The sequence below is a fragment of the Xanthomonas fragariae genome, assembly GCF_900183975.1.
Lineage (GTDB): Bacteria > Pseudomonadota > Gammaproteobacteria > Xanthomonadales > Xanthomonadaceae > Xanthomonas > Xanthomonas fragariae.
The window spans coordinates 535,401-556,027 of sequence record NZ_LT853882.1 but is presented as its reverse complement, the minus strand read 5'-3'; the positions used below and the strand labels follow the sequence as shown (position 1 = coordinate 556,027).

Genomic DNA, 20,627 nt, shown 5'->3' with positions numbered 1-20,627 from the left:
CATCATGAAGCGGAGCGAAAAAAATGCGGAGCACAAAGAGCAGCAATCGTCGGACGCACGCCCAGAGCACCTATCAAAGCGTGCCAGAGCAGGCGACTGGCCAGGTGGCGAGCCTGGGCGCCGGTCCGTCCGGAATGCTGTCGTCCTCAACGCCCCCTGGCGTCCTCAGTGAACTGGCAGCTCGACCGAATAAGCGCCGTCGCACCGAGGCATCTGCTGTGCGTTCGGCGCCGGGATCTGGCGTGCATCCGGCTCGGAGCGGCACATCGAGGCCGTTTCCCTTCGCGCTGGAACACGACAACCTGCCCCCCAACAGTCATCTTCATCATCCTAAGCTTTCGCGCGCTGATGCGCCTGAGCCCCAGGGAACAACAGCGCAGCAGCCTGCTTCTAAACACGTCGCAGTCCATAAAGAACGGCGGGCACCAGTGGATCGTCCATCAACCTCGGGCGACAGGCGCAGCGAGTTCGCCCAGCTAAGAGACAAGATACGAAGCGCGACCGGGCCGTCAAGCTTCAATGCACTCTGTCCAGCCGACCAGGGACTTATCGAGCAGTTTATAAAAGGCATCGAGAAGGCGCAGAGCAACGTCAATACCGCAAGAAGCTACATCTATCTGTTGATACGTTTTAGCAATTGGCTCAGGGACGAGAAAAAGGCTGGTCTGCCAGACCGGTTCCTCAAAAACCAGGACGGGCTGAAACTCGATGTCCACGGGCTGAAACCCGATGTCCTTAGTTTTCAAAACGGGAAAAAAACCAATCGTCTGAACGCGGCACTGAACCATCTGAATATCATGGTATCTGACAAAGACGGAACGGTAAAGATCCGGGATTACAGCCACCATGAGGCTCATGGCGGTGATGAAAAGTTCATCACTAATGCGCTTTCTGCTTACCCCGATTATGCAAGCACGTTGCGCGCGCTCAGTGCATGGCTCCATGCCCAGAATAAAGAGGGATTGTGCGAACCGGGCAGACTGCACTCCAAAACCTTGATGCATGAGGCCGAAGCCTTCGCAAACACGCGCATGGCGAGCAGTGAAAAGTCAGTCAGTGCATTGCGGAAACTGCAGAAATTTTACCTCAGCGGAGAGACGGACTTCGTGAAGAGGCATAGTCCGCGTAAAATACCCGAAGCCGACCGCCAACTCAGAGAGAAATATAAAAAGGCTTTGTGGGAAAGCAGTCGCGGGAAGACATACTATAACCAGCAAAGCTACGCCGAAAAGACGTCATCCCGTATGATCCCATTTAGCGCCTGGCTAGATGATAAGGCAAAAGCGACAATGGCGTCGCGTTTGCACGATTCAACGTTGGATGACGATTTGGCTCTCTACACCAGTGAGGGAAACTCACAACACGTCGGTTCCATGAAAGGCATGCTGAAGAAAATGCGCGAAATGCTTCCTCTTAACGCGCAGTCGCCTGACCTCGGAGGCAGAGCTGAACCGTCGGGGCCTTCTTACCCCTCCATGGTTGCACCCACTCATTCGGGTGATCAGCCGCAAACGTCGCACAGCTGGGATCTTAATATATCCGCGGCGGAGGAGCTGGCGGGACCTTCGGGCTCAGCCCCGCCCGAGCCGCAGGCGCCTCAACGTAGCTGGGACCTCAACATGCCCGCGGCGGAGGTGAGCGGAGCTTCGTGGTCAGCTTTTGCATTCGACCGGGATGCACGGTATCCAGACGCTACAGGGTCGCAACGCACCACCGCGATGTCGCAAGCCTCACTACCGACCTTTGACGAGGATGACGCCTGACCCAACTGGAAAATCGCGCCAAGGGCGGCCAACAAAACCCAGAAAGCCGCCGTCAGCAGATGATGGAACGGGCCAGCGGGAACAACGCCAGGTGGAGATCGATGCAGCCGGTCCTAGGCGGACGCGGCAGCGGCTTCTGGGGGTTAAGAGTGGCAGTGCGCTCATAGGCCCCAGGCCGTTCTAGTTAGTGACACAACGCATGGTTGTGAATGTTTTGACGCAAACACCACGTTGACGTTCACACATGCCACGCATCGAAATATTATGCAGGGAGCCCGCGACCCCTTTTTACTAAAACACTTACGTTGATGTTCGGCAAACCCACTACGCCTTCGCAATCTGCGCACCGGCTTTTCAATCGATCGATCACGATTCTTGATATTTGAGAACTGGATAGTGAGAGCTGGATCAGCAGCGCTTCGACCAGACGGGAAGCAAACTCATCAATTGAGGCCAATGCGCGAGAGCTGGCGTTGTTCAGCGGGTATCCCTGAGCCGCATCAGCTTGACCAGATCCAGGAACAAGCCGTCTTTTTCATCATGAAGCGGAGCGAAAAAAATGCGGAGCACAAAGAGCAGCAATCGTCGGACGCATGCCCAGAGCACCTACCAAAGCGTGCCAGAGCAGGCGACTGGCCAGGCGGCGAGCCTGGGCGCCGGTCCGTCCGGAATGCTGTCGTCCTCAACGCCCCCTGGCGTCCTCAGTGAACTGGCAGCTCGACCGAATAAGCGCCGTCGCACCGAGGCATCTGCTGTGCGTTCGGCGCCGGGATCTGGCGTGCATCCGGCTCGGAGCGGCACATCGAGGCCGTTTCCCTTCGCGCTGGAACACGACAACCTGCCCCCCAACAGTCATGTTCATCATCCTCAGCTTTCGCGTGCTGATGCGCCTGAGCCCCGGGGGACAACAGCGCAGCAGCCTGCTTCTAAACACGTCGCAGTCCATAAAAAACGGCGGGCGCCAGTGGATCGTCCATCAACCTCGAGCGCTAGGCCCAGCAGCGTGGTCGATAGGCGCAGCAGGCCGTTCGCCAACCTAAGACGCGCAATGCAAAACGGGACCGCGATGCCGGGCTTCAATACACTCTATCCAGCCGACAAGGAGCTCATTGGAGAGTTTTTAGACGCCGCCGAGAAGGGCAAGAAAAAGTTCTTTACCATAAGAGCCTACACCAATGTGTTGGTACATTTTAGCGAGTGGCTCCAGAATCAAAGCAAGCCTGATCTGCGACGCCGGCTCCGCACAGACAAGAACGCGCTGAATAGCGATGCCAAGATTTTCCGAGAAACGTTGAATCAAGATCATCTGCCCGCGGCACTGACGCATCTGCGTCGCATGCTATCTCGCACCGACAGAACGGTAAAGCCGGCGAGTCGTCGCCGCCATGAGGCTGCGGACGGTGATAAAGAACTCATCAAAGAGGCGCTTTCTGCTAGCCCCCAATATGCAAGCGTATTGCGCGCCTTCAGTAAATGGCTCCATGCCCAGAAGAAAGATCCATTGTGCAAGCCGGGCAGACTGAAGTCCGAAACCTTGACAGATGACGTCCGCGCCTTCGTAAGGACGGGCATGACAGGCAGCGAAAAGTTGGGTCCGGCGCTGCGGCAATTGCAGATATTCAAAAGCAACGGAAAGACGGACTTAGCGAAGAGGCGTAGTACCCGTGATATCCTCCCAGACGATGACCAACTCAGCGAGCAATATAAAGCTCATTTATGGGAGTCGAGCGGCGGGAAGATATACAAGAACAATGAAACCTACGCTGGTAAGACGTCAGCGTATTTGCGTCACTTCAGCGCTTGGCTAAAGGCGAACAACAAGCGTACGATCGCGTCGCGTTTGCACGACCAAACGTTGGATGACGATTTGGATCTCTACATGGATGGCAAGGGCGCGACTCAACGCTCCCACATTATAGACATGCTGACACGAGTGCGCGCGATGGTTACTACTGATGTACAGCCGCCTAATGTACAGACGCATGACCTTGGAAACAGAGCTGAACCGTCTGGGTCTTCTTACTCACCCTTGTTTCCACCTACTCCTTCAGGTGGTCGGCCGCAGCTGCCGCATAACTGGGATCTCAATATGCCCGCGGAGGAGGAGCTGGCTGGACCTTCGGGCTCAGCCCAGTCCGAGCCGTCGAGTTCCACCCTTGCATTCAACCGGGATGCACTGCATCCAGAAGCTACAGGGCCGCAGCGCACCACTGCTATGTCGCAAGCGTCACTACCGACATTCAACGAGGATGACACTGGACCCAACTGAAAACGTGGTGCATAGCTTATTCCCGAATGGCTATTGCGTTATGGGGCTTGCGAGCAGCAGATCGGTTGTATCTGCGGCATGCAGTATCGCGTTGTCGCGATACCGAGCGTGACCAACGCGTGGAGCCAGCCCCATGATCTCTCTTCGCTCCTTCGAGGTGGCTAAGCGATTCGCTCTGTGCGTGTGAACACTGCGCACGGCTCATCGTCGATGCGGTGCGCTGACATCGCGCCAAGATCGGCCAACAAAACCCAGGAAGCCGCCGTCAGCAGATAATGGAACGGGCCAGCGGCAACAGCGCCAGGTGGAGATCGATGCAGCCGGTTCTAGGCGGACGCGGCAGCGGCTTCTGGGGGTTAAGAGCGGCGGTGCGCTCATAGATCCAGTGTGAGCGATTAGAACGCGATTGGTTCACTGACGGGCATCGTGATGTTCGGGGCGCCTCTAAAAACCTCGGCTCCATAAATTGCGCGCTATGCGAATCAACGACTTGCGAGCACATTGGTCGAGTCTTTTGAGGTTGTTAGGGAAGGTCTGAACAACGCACCAGACCTCTAAAATTCGAGCCTGCTGCGTGCCAATAGCGCACAGAGTTGATGCGTACGATACGATTTCTACGGTTTCTTGCGGCGTTGGCTGGCGCCAGACAGCATTATCCCCTGGCCGGCAGCAACTGCCGGCGCACCATCCACAGATTGGATAGTGCGAACAGGGTCAGCACATGCGCGGTGTTCTTGGCCAGGCCGCGATAGCGGACCTTGGTGTAGCCAAACTGGCGTTTGATCACGCGGAATGGATGCTCCACCTTCGCACGCACACTTGCTTTGAAGTATTCCCAACGTTCTTCCTGGCGGCGCTCGCGTTTGTTGCCAATGGCTTGAATCGTCGAACGCTTGGCGGCAATGAAAAAACCAGCCTTGCAGGTCTGCAGTTCTTCGCGTTTGTCCGCACCGGTGTAGCCGCTGTCGCCGAACACACTGTCTTCTTTGCCGTGCAGCAATGCGTGGGTCACCGTGACATCGGCCACATTGGCAGCCGTACAACGGACGTGGTGCACCAGCCCGGAAAACTCATCCACGCCGATGGGTGCCTTCATCCCAAAATACCACTGATTGCCTTTCTTGGTCTGATGCATTTCAGGGTCGCGCGCGCGGTCGGTGTTCTTGGTCGAACTGGGCGCAGCGATCAGGGTTGCATCGACGATCGTGCCGGACCGCAGGCTCTGACCCTTGCGCACCAGATCCGCGTTGACGGCCTCCAGCATCCGCGCTGCAAGGCCATGGGTTTCCAGCAAGCGGCGAAAGTTGAGAATCGTGGTCTCGTCGGGAACATTGTCCAAACCGCCGAGCCGGGCAAAACGGCGCAAGGTCCGGATCTCGTGCAACGCTTCTTCCATCGCCGGATCGCTCAACGCATACCACTGCTGCAGCAAATGAATCCGCAACATCGTCGCCAGTGCGTACGGCTGTCGACCAGGCCGCCCCGACACCGGATAGTGCGGCGCGATCAGTCCGAGCAAATGCCTCCACGGAACCACCTGCTCCATCTCGGCCAGGAAGATCTCGCGGCGAGTCTGCTTGCGCTTGCCCAAACCTTCAGCGTCACCGAACGTCAGTTGCATGGATGACTCCTCAACGTAGGTGTGTAGTGTCGCGCATTTGAAGTGCGTTGTTCAGAGGTTCCCTGGCGAGCGCTTGCTGCGCATCGATCCCAACGCCCCATTGCTACGACCTGCTCAAGCAGATGTGCAAGCCTTCCAGGCGGCAGCGAACACGCCGATTTCAGTCGTACCGATCAACAAACAAGATTCGCAGCAACTCTTTACCAATCAGGCGACTATTGTCACGCCGATGATAGCTCTGCGAAGTATCGAGATCACATCAGGCGTGGATACCGGGGAGAGTCATCTCGCAACTGACGCCTACAGCATATCCAATAAACCCATCGATCCGATGCCCTCCAATCACGCTACATTCCTTCCACCACTCATCTCCGCTGCCGATGAGCGCGTGCGTGATACATCAGAAGACAGGCAGACGCCTTGGTCTGTCAAAGGACTATTCGATGATCCTTTCATCAATAGAACTCATGCGGCGCTGATAGCTGGTGATAGCAACGAACTCGACCGTATCGCCATTGATTTTTCGCAATCGTGCGAGGGGCTGGCAATGGCGCAGAGAAGCGATCAGTTACTAGCCGAGCAACAGGAACAACAGCGATTACAAGAACAGCAACATACTCAAACGCGCCAAGGACCAACAATGAGCATGTGAGACTACTGTCCGGAACGAATCTCAAGGAAAGTAAAATGGATAATCATGAGTTGGCGTCGGCCCAAGGAAAACTTGAGGAAACCATTAAGGTCATCTTGATGGTGCACTCGGAAATGGCGCAGCGGGAAACAGGAATGAGTGCCTCATTCAACCAACAGATTCAGTCGCTTCAACACCAGGTGAGCCAGTTCCGCAGAGAAGTGTCGGGTATCGTAAGCGGCGCCAGCACTCAGATCGCTCAGGAAGCCAGAGAAGCGGTGTCGCCGGTTGCCGCCGAATACGACCGTGCCGTGTCAGTCACATCTGCGCGACTACAATGGGCAAACAAAACTGTCTGGATCTGGTTCGGCGCCGCTAGTTCCATCTTGATACTGGTGATGCTCATCGGCTGGAGGCTGCTGGGCTATTACGGGCGTGAGTTGTCAGCAGCGAAAGAGGAACTCCAGCGCTACGAAAAAGCTGTCCCAATCGTCCAAGCCTTCTATGCTTCTGATGCTGTCATTTGCGGCGGACGCATTTGCTCGAACGACGATCCCAAAGGAGAACAGGCGGGCGACAAGCGTCAGTATCGGCAAGCGAAGCCGCGCCCACAGAAATAAGATGCTCACTCGGCATGCCGGGAGGATTGACAGGATCGGCAGTACAACGCATCGGTCGCAGAAGCTACTCAATACTTACGCGCGTTTACGCGACTCGATCAAATCCAGATTGCGCACCAACCGGCGCGACAGATCGTCGGAGATCTCGTGGCGGCGCGCAAGCTTGAACAGCTCGTTACGCTCTGCCATCAACGCCGCGTGACGGAACTGGCACAGCGCCTGTTCGTAGGCACAGGCTTCTTCCGGATCGGTTTCGGCCATGTCCACCGCGCCCAGCTTGCGCTGATAACGCTGACTGACCTGATTGGCCGCAGCGTTGTAACGCTCGGCATGCTTGCTGCCCTCCACCAACCGCTGGCGCAGTTTTTCCACTGCCTCCAGCGCGGCCTGCGAGGCGGCCTTGACGGCCAGTTCTTCCTTCAGCTGCTCGTCTTCTTCTTCCGGCAACTCCAGCCCGCGCAGCAGGCGCGGCAACGCCACGCTGGCCACCAGCAACGAGACCAGGATCACCGAGGCGGCCAGAAAAATCGCCAACTGGCGGGCCGGAAACGGCGAGCCGTCTTCCAGCATCAACGGCAGTGTGAGCACGCCGGCCAGGGTGATCGCGCCGCGCACGCCGGCCAGCGACACCGCAACCACGATCCGCCAAGGCGGGCTGACATGCTGCTCGCCACGCCGCTGCGCCTTGAAGATGTTCCAGCGCAACGACAGGAAAACCCACACAAAACGCAGTGCCATCAGGCTAGTGCTGATGGTCAGCACATAGACCGCCAGCCACCACGGATTGACGTGCCCGGCCTGCTGAACGCTGCGTACTGCACCGTCCAGGATCCCCGGCAACTGCTCGCCCAGCAGCACGAAGATGATGCCGTTGAAGGTGAATTGCACCGTGTCCCACACCGCCGAGCGCTGCAGACGCATATTGCCCGGCGCGTTGCCGGCCATTTCCACGTAACTCATGGTGACGCCGGCGGCCACCGCGGCCAGGATGCCCGAGGCATGGAAGGCTTCGGCCAGCAGATACGCCGCGAACGGAGTGAGCAGGTTGACCAGAATCGCCGAACCCGGCTCCTCGCCGAAATGGCGCCAGATCCAGGCCTGGATGCGGCTCAGACCGAACGTGGTCGCCACACCCAACGCGAGCCCGGCCAACGCCATCCACAGGAAGGTCAGCGAGGCAGTGGCGATCGAAAAAGTGCCCGTCAACACAGCCGCCACTGCGAACTGGAAACACACCAGGCCGGACGCATCGTTGAGCAACGACTCGCCTTCCAGGATGTGCTTCAAACGCCTGGGAATTCGCACTTTGGAGGCGATCGAAGATACCGCCACCGGGTCGGTCGGCGAGATGATCGCCGCCAGCGCGAACGCCACCGCCTGCGGCATCGCCGGGATCAGCCAGTGGATCAACAGGCCAGCTCCGACCACGGTGAACACCACCAGACCCAGCGCCAGTTCGAGGATGGCCGCCTTGTCGCGGAACAAGCCTTGTTTGGGAATGCGCCAGCCATCCAGGAACAGCAGCGGCGGCAGAAACAACAGAAAGAACAGCTCCGGTTCCAGTTCGTGGCCTGCATCGAACACACCGGAGACCACCGCGCCAAGCGCGATCTGGACCAAGGGCAACGGCAGCAAGAACGGCAGAATACGGATCAGATAACCGCTGGCCGCGACCGCCAGCAACATGGCGAGGACGACATCGATCGAATGCATGAAAAACCTGGAAGAAGAAACGGCTGCACGTGCGGTATCGCATATTGCGACGCCAAACAACACGGCTATGGGACCATACCGGTTTGCAATCGGTGATGAAACCACCGCGCCGTTGTGGCCCGCCCGCGGCGCTGCACGACGGACCGCTATGAGAGCGCTGGATCCAATTTCGGTGCTGGTGCTGGTCGACCAGACGCTGTTGGATACGCAACCGAATGGAAAGGCAACACGATGATGCGCGAATACTTCATCAAGGCCGATGGCCCGCTTGCAGAGACCATCGGAAGTGCTCGACCGATTCAATCTGACCGCAGCCGACAGCATGGACGAAGCGCTGCGCATCGCCACGACGTTTGCATGAGCCACGACCGGTTGCACCGGATGCATGCCATCGGCGACATGTAGGCGGTGCGTTGCCAGGTGGGCGCCGGAAGGCACGCTGCTAAGGCCGCGGCCGAAAACGGATCCAACTACCGCTCAATGAGACGGCACGCCGCGTGGGGCATGCCGTCTCCTAGTAGCGTCCTTGCAACGCCGGGTGGCGCGCGACAAACATCGCTGCCTGGCCGTCTCATCGCAGAAGTTAGAAGCAAACCGTCGACAGACGCCGCCCCCTGCCCTGGCACGCATCCCGACTGCATACCTGTGCAGATCGCCTCTAGAAGCGATCAGGTTCGGTGAACGTGCGTCTTTGCGTGCGGCATCGATTGCCGAGTGACCTCGACCGGCACCAGGAAGGTCGCTTTATGCAATGTCAGCTTGGAATCGTAGTGACTCACCGTCGCCTTGACCGCCTTGGGTTTCTTCTCGAAAGCGTACGGCCACTGCGCGCCAACCATCTGCTGCCCAACCGCTTGACCCGTTGCATCTTCGACGAGCTTTATGCGCACAGGGTAGTTGCCTGCACCGCCGTTGTGTGCATCGTTCGCGTCGACCACCTCGATATGCGCCTTCGAAAAAGCAAGCGTCGATGGACCGCCACCCTTGTAGTTGGCACTGTCATCGAACCCGATATTTTTGTAGCTATAGCTCAACAGGATCACTTGGGTGGGATGCCAAGATCCGCCGCCATCGTCATGAATTTTCACGTTGGCCACGCGCGCAGAATTGACCGTGAACTCCCACTCGTCCGGGACGACCCATGTCTGTCCGGGTCGATAAGTGACACGCGCCGGGGCCGCGGCAGTCGGTGCTGAAGTGGGCGTTGGCGTGGCGGCCACTGCCTGCGCGGTGGCGAAAGACGTCAGCGCGACTGCCACCAACCATGCCCGCATCATTGATCGACTGAATTCACTGTTTCCTGACGTCATTTTCTGCACCTTCTTAGAGCGTCTAACAAAACCCCTTGAATCTTGTCTCGCCGGTGGCAAAATTGCGGACATGACACGTCGCAAAGAGATCCCCATTGCGCTGTGGAAGCGCATCGAGCCGCTGATTCCGCAAGTGAAGCGTTCGCCCAAAGGTGGACGGCCGCGTATCAGTGATCAGCAAGCCCTCAACGGCATCGTCTATGTCCTGCGCACGGGCGTGCCGTGGGAAGACCTGCCTATGGAGCTGGGCTACGGCAGCGGCATGACCTGCTGGCGTCGGTTGCGTGATTGGCAGGCCGCCGGTGTGTGGCATCGTCTGCATCAGGTGTTGCTGGCCGAGCTATGTCGCGCTCAGACGCTGGACCTGAGCCGAGCTGGTCTGGACGCCGCTAGCGTAGCCTCCCCCCGGGGGCCCATACACCGGGCCGAACCCGACCGATCGCGGCAAACTCGGCAGCAAACGGCATCTGATCGTCGATCGCAACGGCATCCCCTTGGCGGTGTGCGTCACCGGCGCCAATCGGCACGACTCGGTCGTGTTCGAGGAGTTGATCGACGCCTTGCCGCCAATTGGTGGCAAACCAGGGCGCCCGCGACGTTGGCCAGACAAATTGCACGCCGACAAGGCTTACGACATCGACCGCTGTCGCGCCTTCCTCAAGCAGCGCGGCATCATTGCGCGGATCGCACGCAAGGGGATCGCGCGCAACCACCGGTTGGGCCGTCATCGCTGGGTCGTCGAGCGCACCCATGCCTGGTTCGCAGGCATGGGCAAACTGCGCATCCGCTTTGAACGCCGCATCGATCTCCACTTGGCGTTGCTCTCGCTTGCTTGCTCCATCATCTGCTTACGGCTTCTTCCTGGGTTTTGTTAGACGCTCTTAGTCATTAATCGCCTCTCATGGTGGGACCCGGATGGGGTCCAGCACTCACGTTATTAACGCAAGTTGTCAGCACATCCCATGAACGATTGCGCTTGCTTGATCGACGCCAAAGTGCGCAACGTAAACCTGCATCGGCACGAAAAACACGCGTCACCGCCACCGATCGAGCAGCCTCAACCTTAGGCCATGGATCCAGCGCAATCCATCCCGACGCGTCCGCAATCGCGTTGCAGTGCAGCACGTCCATGTAAAAAATCACGTAATGCATCCGCGTTGCATTGGTGCGAATATCCAGGTCGACGGTTGCCATCCAGGCGATCGCTTACCCAAAGGATCGATGCCTCATGAAGACTTCATTCCAGTCGCTTGCCGTTGCCGCTGCCATTGCCCTGACCAGCGCCATGGCCCCCGCCTACGCTGCGTCCAATCCCATGGTAGGCGGTGCGCCGATGCTGGCCACCAAGGATATCGTCGACAACGCGGTCAACTCCAAGGACCACACCACCCTGGTCGCCGCAGTCAAGGCCGCCGGCCTGGTCGACACGCTGAAAGGCCCGGGGCCGTTCACCGTGTTCGCTCCGACCAATGAAGCATTTGCCGCACTGCCGTCCGGCACGGTTGAAACGCTGTTGAAGCCAGCATCCAAGCCCAACCTGACCAAGGTACTGACCTATCACGTGGTGCCCGGCAAGGTGGATGCCGCCTCGCTGATCGCCAAGATCAAGGCCGGCGGCGGTAGCGCCACGCTGACCACCGTGCAGGGCGAACCGCTGACCGCAAAGCTCAAGGGCAAGAAGGTCACCATTACCGACGTCAAGGGCAACACCGCCAACGTCACCATTGCCGATGTCATGCAGAGCAATGGCGTGATCCACGTGGTGGACAAGGTGCTGATGCCGTAACTGCCTGTGGTCGCATGCGAGCGTCTTTCGTGACGTCCGCATGACCCCATCGGCGGAATGTCCTTTTATTCCGCCGATGGGCGCTGCAGCGGGTCGACAGAACTTGTTTGGTGGTGATTTTTTTACGCTTCCACGTCGCTGACAAAATGCGATCGCGCGCAGGTGCATTGCTGATCTCGATGTAAAAGGTCCAGTCGCGCGATTCAAACAGAAGTGCCGTGGACGCGGCGCATTACCGACATCGTCTTGCCGCATCCACGTGCGCTTTCTACATCTGTGCAGAAAGATTCAAGTCACAATCTGCACGATGCGTGGAGCCCTATTTCCTGCACCGCTACCCGGCCGCGAAGCGGCGGTGACGGCACCCCTGGTTCGCCAGGGGTGCCGCTTGGCGTTCCGGTTCCCGGACACCGTGCGCCGGCGCTTGCACGCTTATTTTTCAAGCCCCGATCGAACGTTCCACCGGCATCGGTGGGTCCAGCAATTGGCGCAAGTCCTCGACAAACCCTCGGTAGCCTTCTTCGCGCGCGGCGGATGGCTGGCGCAACACCCAGGACGGATGCACGGTTGTCAACACAGGCGTGCCATCGTCCAAGCGTTGCCACTGCCCGCGCTCCTGCATCAACCGAAAACCTTTGCCCAACACCGCTTGCGCTGCAATCGCGCCCAAACACACGATCTGCGCCGGACGCAGTTGCGCGCGCTCGGCCAGCAACCATCCGCTGCATGCCTGCATATGCGAACGTTCTGGATTGCGATGCAGACGGCGCTTCCCGCGCTGCTCAAAACGGAAATGCTTGACCGCATTGGTCACATAGAACGTTTCACGGTCGACACCCAGCTCGCCCAGCGCCATATTGAACAAACGCCCGGCTGGCCCAACAAACGGACGCCCGCTCAGGTCCTCCTCATCACCCGGCTGCTCGCCGATCACCATCACCGAGGCATCGTTCGGCCCTTCACCGAACACCGTCTGCGTTGCCGGTTGCCACAATTCGCAACGCCGGCAATCGCGCGCAGCCACGCGCAACTGCGCCAGGCTTTGGGTTGCCACTTCTGGAACCGGTGTTGGCGCCAGCGGAACCCGCCGCCGCACCGGCTCGGGGGCACGCTCGGCCATCTCGCGCACCCGCACACCGGCTTTGCGGATCAGCTCCGGCAAAAAGGTCGCTTCGGGCAGGTTCTTCCAGTATTTTTGCGGCATTTCCTGCCGCATTATGGTGGGATTGAGCCGCGCCGGATTGAAGATGTGCGCGTAGTACGTACGCCACAGGGTTTCCTGCGCATCGTCGGCCGGCACCTGCGTACGCACCGCGCCCTCGCCGAACGTTAATGCCTCGCCATCCCAACGCACACTGCGATACGGTGTGAGAATCGCCCAACGCATGCCAGCGAATCGGCGCGCGAAAAATGGCGCCACCCGATCCACGATCCAATGCTCGGGCTCGAACCATGCCATGAAGTCTTCTTCGTCGCCGGGCAGGCGCCGAAAGCGCACAAACGCCTTCATCTTGTGCGAGTCGCGCTGCACTGTTTTCTGCCACTGCACCACCCGATGCACATCGACATCGGTCGCCCGCTCCAGCAACGCCCGCTCTCCGGACGCCAACCGCCACAACAACCGATACAGCACCGCATACCGCTGCGGATCACGATGACACACCACCGCCCCTGCCATTTGCAAAAACTCCGCTGATACGCGCGGCGCGGCCAGAACCGCCGGCAAATCCAGCACTCCCGGCCCCATCAACAACCCACCCTGCGCTCCACCATTCCACGCAATCGAATCCGGCTCCACCTTCGCGCGCCATCCCGCCCGCGCCAGCGCACGCCACGAATCAAAACTCCAAACCGGCTCTACTTCGGCGCTGAACATCGCTTACACCTGACCTCTCAAGATGCGCAACCTCGCCACGGTGACTGCCGTCGCTATCGTTGGGTTGTTGCTGTTTTTTTGAGTTGTTGCCGCTGCTTATCGCTGACAATTCTGCTGCACCAAAACGCGCAGCGTCACAGGCGTGAACGGCAGTCAGTCAGCGGCACCACTGCGGGCAGCCGTCTGCTCATCTGCCCGTCGGGCACATTTCCCCATGAAGGAGACAGCGCCCAGACGAGAGAAGGAAAGGCAGCGCCACCACACGTGGGCTTAATCGAACAAACCTGCCTGTCGCGGCGCTGGCGCTAACTGCGCACGCAACCTGGCCGGATCATCCAAGCGCTGGCGCGGATGATGATCCAGCACACTCACGAACGGCAGCAGCTTCTTCATCGGCACCCGCAACCGCACCAGATCGCCTACCCGCAACCGCGCATGCCGTCGCGACAACAACAAGCGCTCCACGTTGCGCGTGCCCAGGCCCGGTACCCGTAGCAGCATCTCGCGCGGTGCCGCATTCAAATCCACCGGAAAGCGCTCCGGATTACGCAACGCCCATGCCAGCTTCGGGTCCACGTCCAGATCGAGCATGCCGCTGGAGTTTGCCGGCGCGATTTCTTCCACGCTGAACGCGTAGAAACGCAGCAGCCAATCGGCCTGATACAGCCGATGCTCGCGTTGCAGCGGCGGTGGCTGCAGCGGCAATTTGGATGACGCATCCGGGATCGGGCTGAACGCTGAGTAGTACACCCGGCGCATTCGATAATTGCCATAGAGAGTGTGGCTGGTGTCCAGAATGCTGCGATCGTTGGCGTCGTCGGCGCCCACGATCATCTGCGTGCTTTGCCCGGCCGGTGCGAAGCGCGGTGGCTTGGCGCGGCGCACTTTTTCCGCCTTGCGCTCGAGCTGATTTTCTTCGATGCGCCAACGCAGTTCGCCCATCGCCGAGCGAATGCCGCCAACGCTTTTTTCCGGCGCCAGCAGCGTCAATCCCTGTTCGGTCGGCAGCTCCACGTTGATGCTCAGACGATCGGCATAGCGACCGGCCGCCGCCAACAACTCCGGCGTTGCATCGGGGATGGTCTTGAGATGGATGTAGCCGGCGAAGTGATGCACCTCGCGCAGCTGCCGCGCCACTTCCACCAGCTGCTCCATTGTGTAGTCGGAGTTGCGGATGATGCCGCTGGAGAGAAACAAGCCTTCGATGTAATTGCGCTTGTAAAAGTCCAACGTCAGCGTGACCACTTCTTCCGGTGTGAAGCGCGCGCGGCGCACGTTGCTGGAGACGCGATTGACGCAATACGAGCAGTCGAACACGCAGAAGTTGGTCAGCAAGATCTTCAGCAACGACACACAGCGGCCGTCGGGCGTGTAGGAGTGACAGATGCCCATACCCTCGGTGCTACCGATGCCGCCGGTACCGAGCGAATTGCGCTTGTTCGCGCCACTGGAGGCGCAGGAGGCGTCGTATTTGGCGGCGTCGGCGAGAATGGCGAGTTTGTCGAGGATTTTCACGCGGTCAGCATGCGGCGATGGCGTCTCAGCCTATGAGACTGAAACGCACCGCATCGTGAATGCTTCAGAGCGCTACAAGCCTCGCGCCGCAACCGGAGCCCTCAGCGCGTCATTACACCGACCGCAGCTTTACCGTTCGGGCCACGCGGCACTAACGCGCGGCCGGCCATTCTTGCACCGTCCTCCCTCTTTACTGCACGGAGCTTCCCCCATGCATACCCGCACGCTTGGCCGTTCCGGCCCCACCGTTTCCGCCCTCGGTCTCGGCTGCATGGGCATGAGCGCGTTCTATGGCGATCGCAGCGACGAAGCCGCTTCGATTGCCGTGATCCACCACGCACTCGATCACGGCATCAGCCTGCTCGACACAGCCGACATGTACGGCCCGCACACCAATGAAGTGTTGGTCGGCAAGGCGATCGCTTCGCGCCGGCACGAGGTGTTCCTGGCCACCAAGTTCGGCATCAAGCTCGATTCCAACGACCCGTCGGTGCGCGGCATCGACGGCAGCCCGGACTATGTGCAGTCCGCCTGCGAAGCCAGCCTGCACCGCCTAGGCGTGGAGCATATCGATCTGTATTACCAGCACCGCGTGGATCCCAACGTGCCGATCGAAGACACCGTGGGTGCGATGTCGCGTTTGGTCGAGCAAGGCAAGGTGCGTTTTCTCGGTCTGTCGGAAGCGGCCGCAGCCACCATTCGCCGCGCGCATGCGGTGCATCCGATCACCGCGGTGCAGACCGAATATTCGTTATGGTCGCGCGAGCCGGAAGACAACGGGGTATTCGCTGCCGTGCGCGAGCTAGGTATCGGGTTCGTACCCTACTCGCCGCTGGGGCGCGGTTTCCTCACTGGCGCGTTCTCGTCGCCGGGCGATTTCGATGCCGATGATTACCGTCGCCATTCGCCGCGCTTCCAGGGCGAGAACTTCACCCGTAACTTGCAGCTGGTGGAACAGGTGAAGGCCATCGCAACCGACAAGGGCATCACTCCGGGCCAGCTGGCATTGGCCTGGGTGTTGGCGCAGGGCCAGGATCTAGTGCCGATCCCCGGCACCAAGCGCCTCGCCTATCTGGAAGAAAACATCGGCGCGCTCGATGTGGCGCTGATGCCGGACGAACTCGCACGCATCGATGCGATCTTCCCGCCCCAGGCCGCGTCCGGCACGCGTTACCCGGAAGCGATGATGCGCGCAGTCGACCGCTGAGTCGACGCCGCGCGGCCGCAGACGCTTGCGGCCGCGCACGACTCACACGCTCACGCCAGTACGGCTCGCACACTTGGCACCACCACCGCACGAGCCAGACGCCCAATGCTGTCCTTCGTGATTCCCGCCCATGACGAAGCCGCACTGATCGGCGACACGCTGCAGTGCCTGCATGCCTGTGCGCAGACCCTGCAGCTGGACTACGAAGCGATCGTGGTGGCCGACGCCTGTGATGACGACACTGCCGCCATGGCACGTAGACACGGCGCGCAGGTGCTGGAAGTGCAGCTGCGGCATATCGCGGCCACCCGCAACGCCGGTGCACAACTGGCGCGAGGCGACCGGCTGCTGTTTCTGGATGCAGATACGCTGATCAATCCGCAGGTAGTCGGCGCAGCATTGGTAGCGCTGGATGCCGGTGCGGTAGGCGGTGGCGCGCAGGTGCATCTGCATGGCAAGCGCGTGTGGTACGAACGTGTCGCGCAAGCGCTTTTTGGCTGGTTTTTTCGTACCAGCGGTATCGCACCAGGATGCTTTTTGTTCTGCACACGCATTGCTTTCGTCAGTGCGGGCGGCTTCGATACGCGTTACTACGCTGGCGAAGATGTGGCACTCAGCCGGGCGCTGGCGCGCTGTGGGCGCTTTGTGATCCTGCGCCAGACCGTACACACCTCCGACCGCAAGCTGCGTAGCTTTTCCAAGCGCGAACACCTCGGCTTGCTGCTGCGCTTCCTGTGGCACGGGCGGCGCATGCTGCAGACCCGCGACGCACTCGGCTTCTGGTACCAGCGTCGGCGCTGAACCGGGCGTGTCCGCAATATGCCGCTACACGGCGGACCCCGCACTCGAACCGGGACGCGGCACTGCAGGCCACTTACACTGCGCTGTCTGTTTAGGTTTCAAGAGTTGCGCCGCATGGCCCCTTTGCACCGCCCCGTTCTGATCGCTGTCATGTCTGCCGCGCTGCTGACCACGGCCGCGTGTCACCGCGATAGCGCAGCGCCGGCCAAGAACGCGCACATCAAGCCTGCACCCAGCGCACCAAAGCTCGGCGATTTCGGTTTCGATGTTGCCGGCATGGACCGCAGCGTGGTGCCGGGCGATGACTTCTTCAGTTACGCCAGCGGCAACTGGGTCAAGACCACGCAGATTCCCGAAGATCGCTCCAGTTTCAACAGCTTCGTCGGCATCGCCATCGAAACCGAGCGGCATAGCCGCGACATCATCGAAGGCGCAGCCGCCAATGACCATGTCACCGGCGAAGACAAGCAGATCGGCGACTACTACGCCGCCTACATGGACGAAGCCAGCATCGAGGTCAAGGGCGTGCGTCCGGTCCAACCGGAACTGGATGCGATCGCGCAGCTGGACGACAAACAGGCGCTGGCACGCATCTTGGGCAGCCAGTTGCGCACCGATGTGGATCTTCTCAACGCCACCAATTTCCATACCGACCATCTGTTCGGCCTGTGGGTCTCGCAGGATCTGCATCATCCCGGCCGCTATGTGCCATATCTGGTGCAGGGCGGATTAGGCATGCCAGACCGCAGCTTCTATCTGGATGACGGGCGCATGACGCAGCTGCGCGAGGCCTACCGCGCGCATATCGTCAAGCTGCTGAAACTTGCCGGCATCGGCGACGCGCCGGCCAAGGCCGAGCGCATCCTGATGCTGGAGACCGCGATGGCGCGCGTGCATGCCACCGCCGAGCAGACCAACAATGTGCAGGCCGGCGCCAATGCCTGGACACAGGCCGACTTCCCGCCAAAGGCACCCGGCCTGGACTGGGCGCTGTTCTTCGAGGCAGCAGGTCTGAAAGCGCAGCAGGATTTCATCGTCTGGCAACCGCAAGCGGTGAGCGGGTTATCGGCGCTGGTGCACTCCGAGTCGCTGCAGGCCTGGAAGGACTACCTGAGTTTTCGCGCGCTGGACCGCGCCTCACCTTATCTGTCCAAGGCATTCGCCGATGAGCGCTTCGCGTTCTACGGCACCACGCTGGAAGGCACGCCACAGCAACGCCAACGCTGGAAGCGCGCCATCGACGCAACCAATGCCGCGTTGGGTGAGGCGGTTGGCAAACGCTACGTACAGAAGTACGTCAGCGCGCAGACCAAGACGCGCGCCGAAAAGATGGTCAAGAACATCGTCACCGCCTTCGGCAAGCGCATCGACGCGCTGGAATGGATGACCCCGGACACCAAGCAGCGTGCCAAGGCCAAGATCGCCGGTTTGACGGTGGCGGTGGGCTATCCGGACAGCTGGCGCGACTACAGCGGGCTGGACGTGCGCCGCGACGATGCGCTGGGCAATGAGGAACGCGCCACGTTGTTCGAGTACCGCCGCAACCTGACCAAGCTGGGCAAGGCGGTCGATCGCCGTGAGTGGTACATGCTGCCGCAGGAGGTCAATGCGCTGAATGTGCCGCTGGAAAACCGCCTGATCTTTCCGGCGGCGATTCTGCAGCCGCCGTTCTTCGATCCGGCTGCCGACGATGCAGTGAATTACGGCGCGATCGGCGCGGTGATCGGCCATGAGATCAGCCACAGCTTCGATAACATGGGCGCGCTATTCGACGAGCACGGCGAGTTGCACAATTGGTGGACGCCGCAGGACTTGAAGAAATTCCAGATCGCCGGCAACGCGCTCGCCGCGCAGTTCAGTGCCTACAAACCGTTCGAGGATTTGTCGGTCAACGGCAAGCTGACGCTGGGTGAGAACATCGCCGATGTTGCCGGCCTGGACACTGCCTACGACGCGTATCAGTTATCGCTGCAAGGCAAGCAGCCGCAGACCATCGACGGGTTCAGCCCGGATCAGCGCTTTTTCCTCGGCTTTGCGCAGGCCTGGCGCGGCAAGTATCGCGATGCGGCGCTACGCAACGCAGTGCTCACCGACGTGCACGCCCCCGTCCGCTTCCGCGCGCAAACCGTGCGCAATCTTGATGCTTGGTATCGGGCATTCGATGTAAAGCAAGGTGAGCAGTTGTATCTGGCGCCCACGCAGCGGGTAAAGATTTGGTAGTGGTTGGGCGCGGTGACGAGGATTGCAGCGCAGTTGGCGCTGCGCGCAGGGCAAAGCGGGCTACGTGGGTCTGCAGCAGCTGCCTCACACCTCCTCAGGCCACTTCAGCAATATCGCTGGCGGCAATTGCATGCGGCGGCAAGCACGCGCAGACAGTCCATCGCGTAGCGCCGTACGAAACAATGGCGACAAACTTCGTAGCAAACGTGCCGACGCACGCGCCTGCGCGCGTTGCGTCGTGGTGCGGCCGAGCATGTCGCTGGCCCAGCTCGGCAACAACGCGGTGCCGGCACCGAGAAACACGCCGCGCGACAGACCTGCCGCCGGCACTGGCAACTGGATGCTGGTGAGGATGTCGAGCACTTCGCGCGAGCGCGCGTCCATGCACAGTTGCCCGCGCACGTTGGCGAAATACGCATCCACCTGCGCCTGGCCGGCGGGCACATCGGTGGCACCCAAGGCTTCGGCCACGCGTCGTGCCTCGTCGTAGTAGCGGTCGGCGATGGCGGTAGGCACCTCGCGGCAATAACGCCGACATCCCTGCAAAAAGCCGTAGGCCTCGGTGACATGCACCCAGGTCAGCAGTTCAGGATCGTTGGCGTCGTACGGCACGCCATCGGCGGTATGGCCGCGGATATGCGAATGAATGTTGCATACGCGAGCGATCAGCTGTTCGGCTTCCCCACGTGGCGCGTAGGTGGTGCCGGCAACGAAATTGGTGGTGCGACGCAGCCGCCCGGTCAGGTCGGCGCGAAAGTTGGAATGATCGTAGACCCCGGCCAGCGCGCGCGGGTGCAGCAGCTGCAGCATCAATGCGCACAACCCACCGGACAACATGCCGGGGAATTCGGAATGCACGCGCCAGGTGACGCTGTCGGGCCCGAAGATGCCGGCATCGCCCAGCGGTTGGTCGTATTCGATGCTGCTCTGGCCACGCGGAAATGCGCCAAGGACCCAACGGCGGATCTGTTCGGCGGCGGGGGCGGTAAGGGCACGCAGGACGGCTGACATACGGCAATGATACGCAGACGGTTGCAAGGCCATGTCGCAGCCTCGCCTGCACGCCTATCAGGGCATCAGCCTGCTCGGCGGCGCTTGTTCCGGCTTCTCGCAAGTGTGGGCGATGCGGTGAGCTGCCTGGGGCCGTTGCACCACGGGCTGGTCAGTGGCTCGATGGCAGCGGCAACGATGCAGTATCAGGTGTGCAGTGCAACAAGATCAGCGATGCAGCATTGCTGCGATCTGGCGCCATCGCCCGCAAACCGCATGAATTCAATGATTTGTGCGCAGATGCG

General features: G+C 60.4%; 16 protein-coding genes. 10 read left to right on the top strand and 6 right to left on the bottom strand.

Translation table 11 applies throughout. The annotated features are described in order from the left end of the window. Positions 1–23 precede the first annotated feature (23 nt). Both PD885_RS02505 and PD885_RS21870 read left to right on the top strand, forming a co-directional pair. Entirely contained in the window at positions 24–1,763 is a 1,740-nt protein-coding gene (locus PD885_RS02505) for a hypothetical protein (RefSeq protein WP_231892685.1), read from the top strand. A 1,066-nt stretch (positions 1,764–2,829) separates the two neighbouring features. Continuing rightward, positions 2,830–4,032 (top strand): hypothetical protein, encoded by a 1,203-nt coding sequence (locus tag PD885_RS21870; protein WP_002802464.1) that lies wholly within the window; start codon positions 2,830–2,832, stop codon positions 4,030–4,032. Between the two features lie 652 nt (positions 4,033–4,684). On the opposite strand, the gene PD885_RS02495 is transcribed toward PD885_RS21870, so the two are convergent. Next, entirely contained in the window at positions 4,685–5,653 is a 969-nt protein-coding gene (locus PD885_RS02495; protein ID WP_002807946.1) for an IS5 family transposase, read from the bottom strand. 73 nt (positions 5,654–5,726) lie between these two features. Here PD885_RS02495 and PD885_RS02490 point away from each other — a divergent pair, with 73 nt between their 5' ends. Together PD885_RS02490 and PD885_RS21865 are read left to right on the top strand one after the other, a co-directional pair. Then, positions 5,727–6,305 carry a hypothetical protein gene (locus PD885_RS02490; protein ID WP_065975424.1) on the top strand — a complete coding sequence of 193 codons (579 nt, stop codon included), beginning with the start codon at positions 5,727–5,729 and terminating at the stop codon, positions 6,303–6,305. 35 nt (positions 6,306–6,340) lie between these two features. Then, positions 6,341–6,904: a hypothetical protein gene (locus PD885_RS21865; protein WP_002803115.1), complete on the top strand. Its 564-nt coding sequence runs from the start codon at positions 6,341–6,343 to the stop codon at positions 6,902–6,904. A 75-nt stretch (positions 6,905–6,979) separates the two neighbouring features. Here the strand turns inward: PD885_RS21865 and PD885_RS02480 are convergent, their stop codons facing one another. Then, entirely contained in the window at positions 6,980–8,617 is a 1,638-nt protein-coding gene (locus PD885_RS02480; protein WP_002803113.1) for a Na+/H+ antiporter, read from the bottom strand. On the opposite strand from PD885_RS02480, the gene PD885_RS02475 reads away from it, so the two are divergent. Then, positions 8,616–8,852 carry a hypothetical protein gene (locus PD885_RS02475; RefSeq protein WP_002803111.1) on the top strand — a complete coding sequence of 79 codons (237 nt, stop codon included), beginning with the start codon at positions 8,616–8,618 and terminating at the stop codon, positions 8,850–8,852. The genes PD885_RS02480 and PD885_RS02475 overlap by 2 nt on opposite strands. 433 nt (positions 8,853–9,285) lie before the next feature. On the opposite strand, the gene PD885_RS02470 is transcribed toward PD885_RS02475, so the two are convergent. Beyond that, a complete protein-coding gene (locus PD885_RS02470; RefSeq protein ID WP_231892686.1) occupies positions 9,286–9,927 on the bottom strand; it encodes a hypothetical protein in 642 nt (213 codons plus the stop codon). Between the two features lie 70 nt (positions 9,928–9,997). Between PD885_RS02470 and PD885_RS02465 the strand changes: the two genes are divergently transcribed. Next, positions 9,998–10,802 (top strand): IS5 family transposase gene (locus PD885_RS02465; RefSeq protein ID WP_088056625.1). Its coding sequence is split into 2 segments (ribosomal slippage): positions 9,998–10,329 and positions 10,328–10,802, totalling 807 coding nucleotides; the frame shifts between segments, so codons are not numbered across the junction. Between the two features lie 353 nt (positions 10,803–11,155). Continuing rightward, positions 11,156–11,713 carry a fasciclin domain-containing protein gene (locus PD885_RS02460; RefSeq protein WP_002803102.1) on the top strand — a complete coding sequence of 186 codons (558 nt, stop codon included), beginning with the start codon at positions 11,156–11,158 and terminating at the stop codon, positions 11,711–11,713. Positions 11,714–12,152: 439 nt separating this feature from the next. Here PD885_RS02460 and PD885_RS02455 read toward each other — a convergent pair whose 3' ends face one another. Together PD885_RS02455 and PD885_RS02450 are read right to left on the bottom strand one after the other, a co-directional pair. After that, the gene (locus tag PD885_RS02455; RefSeq protein ID WP_002803101.1) at positions 12,153–13,589 is read right to left on the bottom strand and encodes a UdgX family uracil-DNA binding protein; all 1,437 of its coding nucleotides are present in this window, start codon (positions 13,587–13,589) and stop codon (positions 12,153–12,155) included. A 270-nt stretch (positions 13,590–13,859) separates the two neighbouring features. Further along, complete coding sequence (locus PD885_RS02450) at positions 13,860–15,104, bottom strand: putative DNA modification/repair radical SAM protein (protein WP_002803100.1); 1,245 nt, start codon at positions 15,102–15,104, stop codon at positions 13,860–13,862. Positions 15,105–15,315: 211 nt separating this feature from the next. Between PD885_RS02450 and PD885_RS02445 the strand changes: the two genes are divergently transcribed. The 3 genes from PD885_RS02445 to PD885_RS02435 all read left to right on the top strand — a co-directional run bounded on the left by PD885_RS02445 (position 15,316) and on the right by PD885_RS02435 (position 19,332). After that, on the top strand, positions 15,316–16,311 hold the full coding sequence (locus tag PD885_RS02445) for an aldo/keto reductase (RefSeq protein WP_002803099.1): 996 nt from the start codon (positions 15,316–15,318) through the stop codon (positions 16,309–16,311). A gap of 105 nt (positions 16,312–16,416) precedes the next feature. Further along, positions 16,417–17,112 carry a glycosyltransferase gene (locus PD885_RS02440; protein ID WP_002803098.1) on the top strand — a complete coding sequence of 232 codons (696 nt, stop codon included), beginning with the start codon at positions 16,417–16,419 and terminating at the stop codon, positions 17,110–17,112. Positions 17,113–17,262: 150 nt separating this feature from the next. Further along, positions 17,263–19,332, top strand: a complete 2,070-nt coding sequence (locus PD885_RS02435) for a M13 family metallopeptidase (RefSeq protein WP_002803097.1) — start codon at positions 17,263–17,265, stop codon at positions 19,330–19,332. A gap of 84 nt (positions 19,333–19,416) precedes the next feature. Here PD885_RS02435 and PD885_RS02430 read toward each other — a convergent pair whose 3' ends face one another. Continuing rightward, positions 19,417–20,343, bottom strand: coding sequence for an oxygenase MpaB family protein (locus tag PD885_RS02430; protein WP_040762124.1), 927 nt, complete (start codon positions 20,341–20,343; stop codon positions 19,417–19,419). Positions 20,344–20,627: the final 284 nt, after the last annotated feature.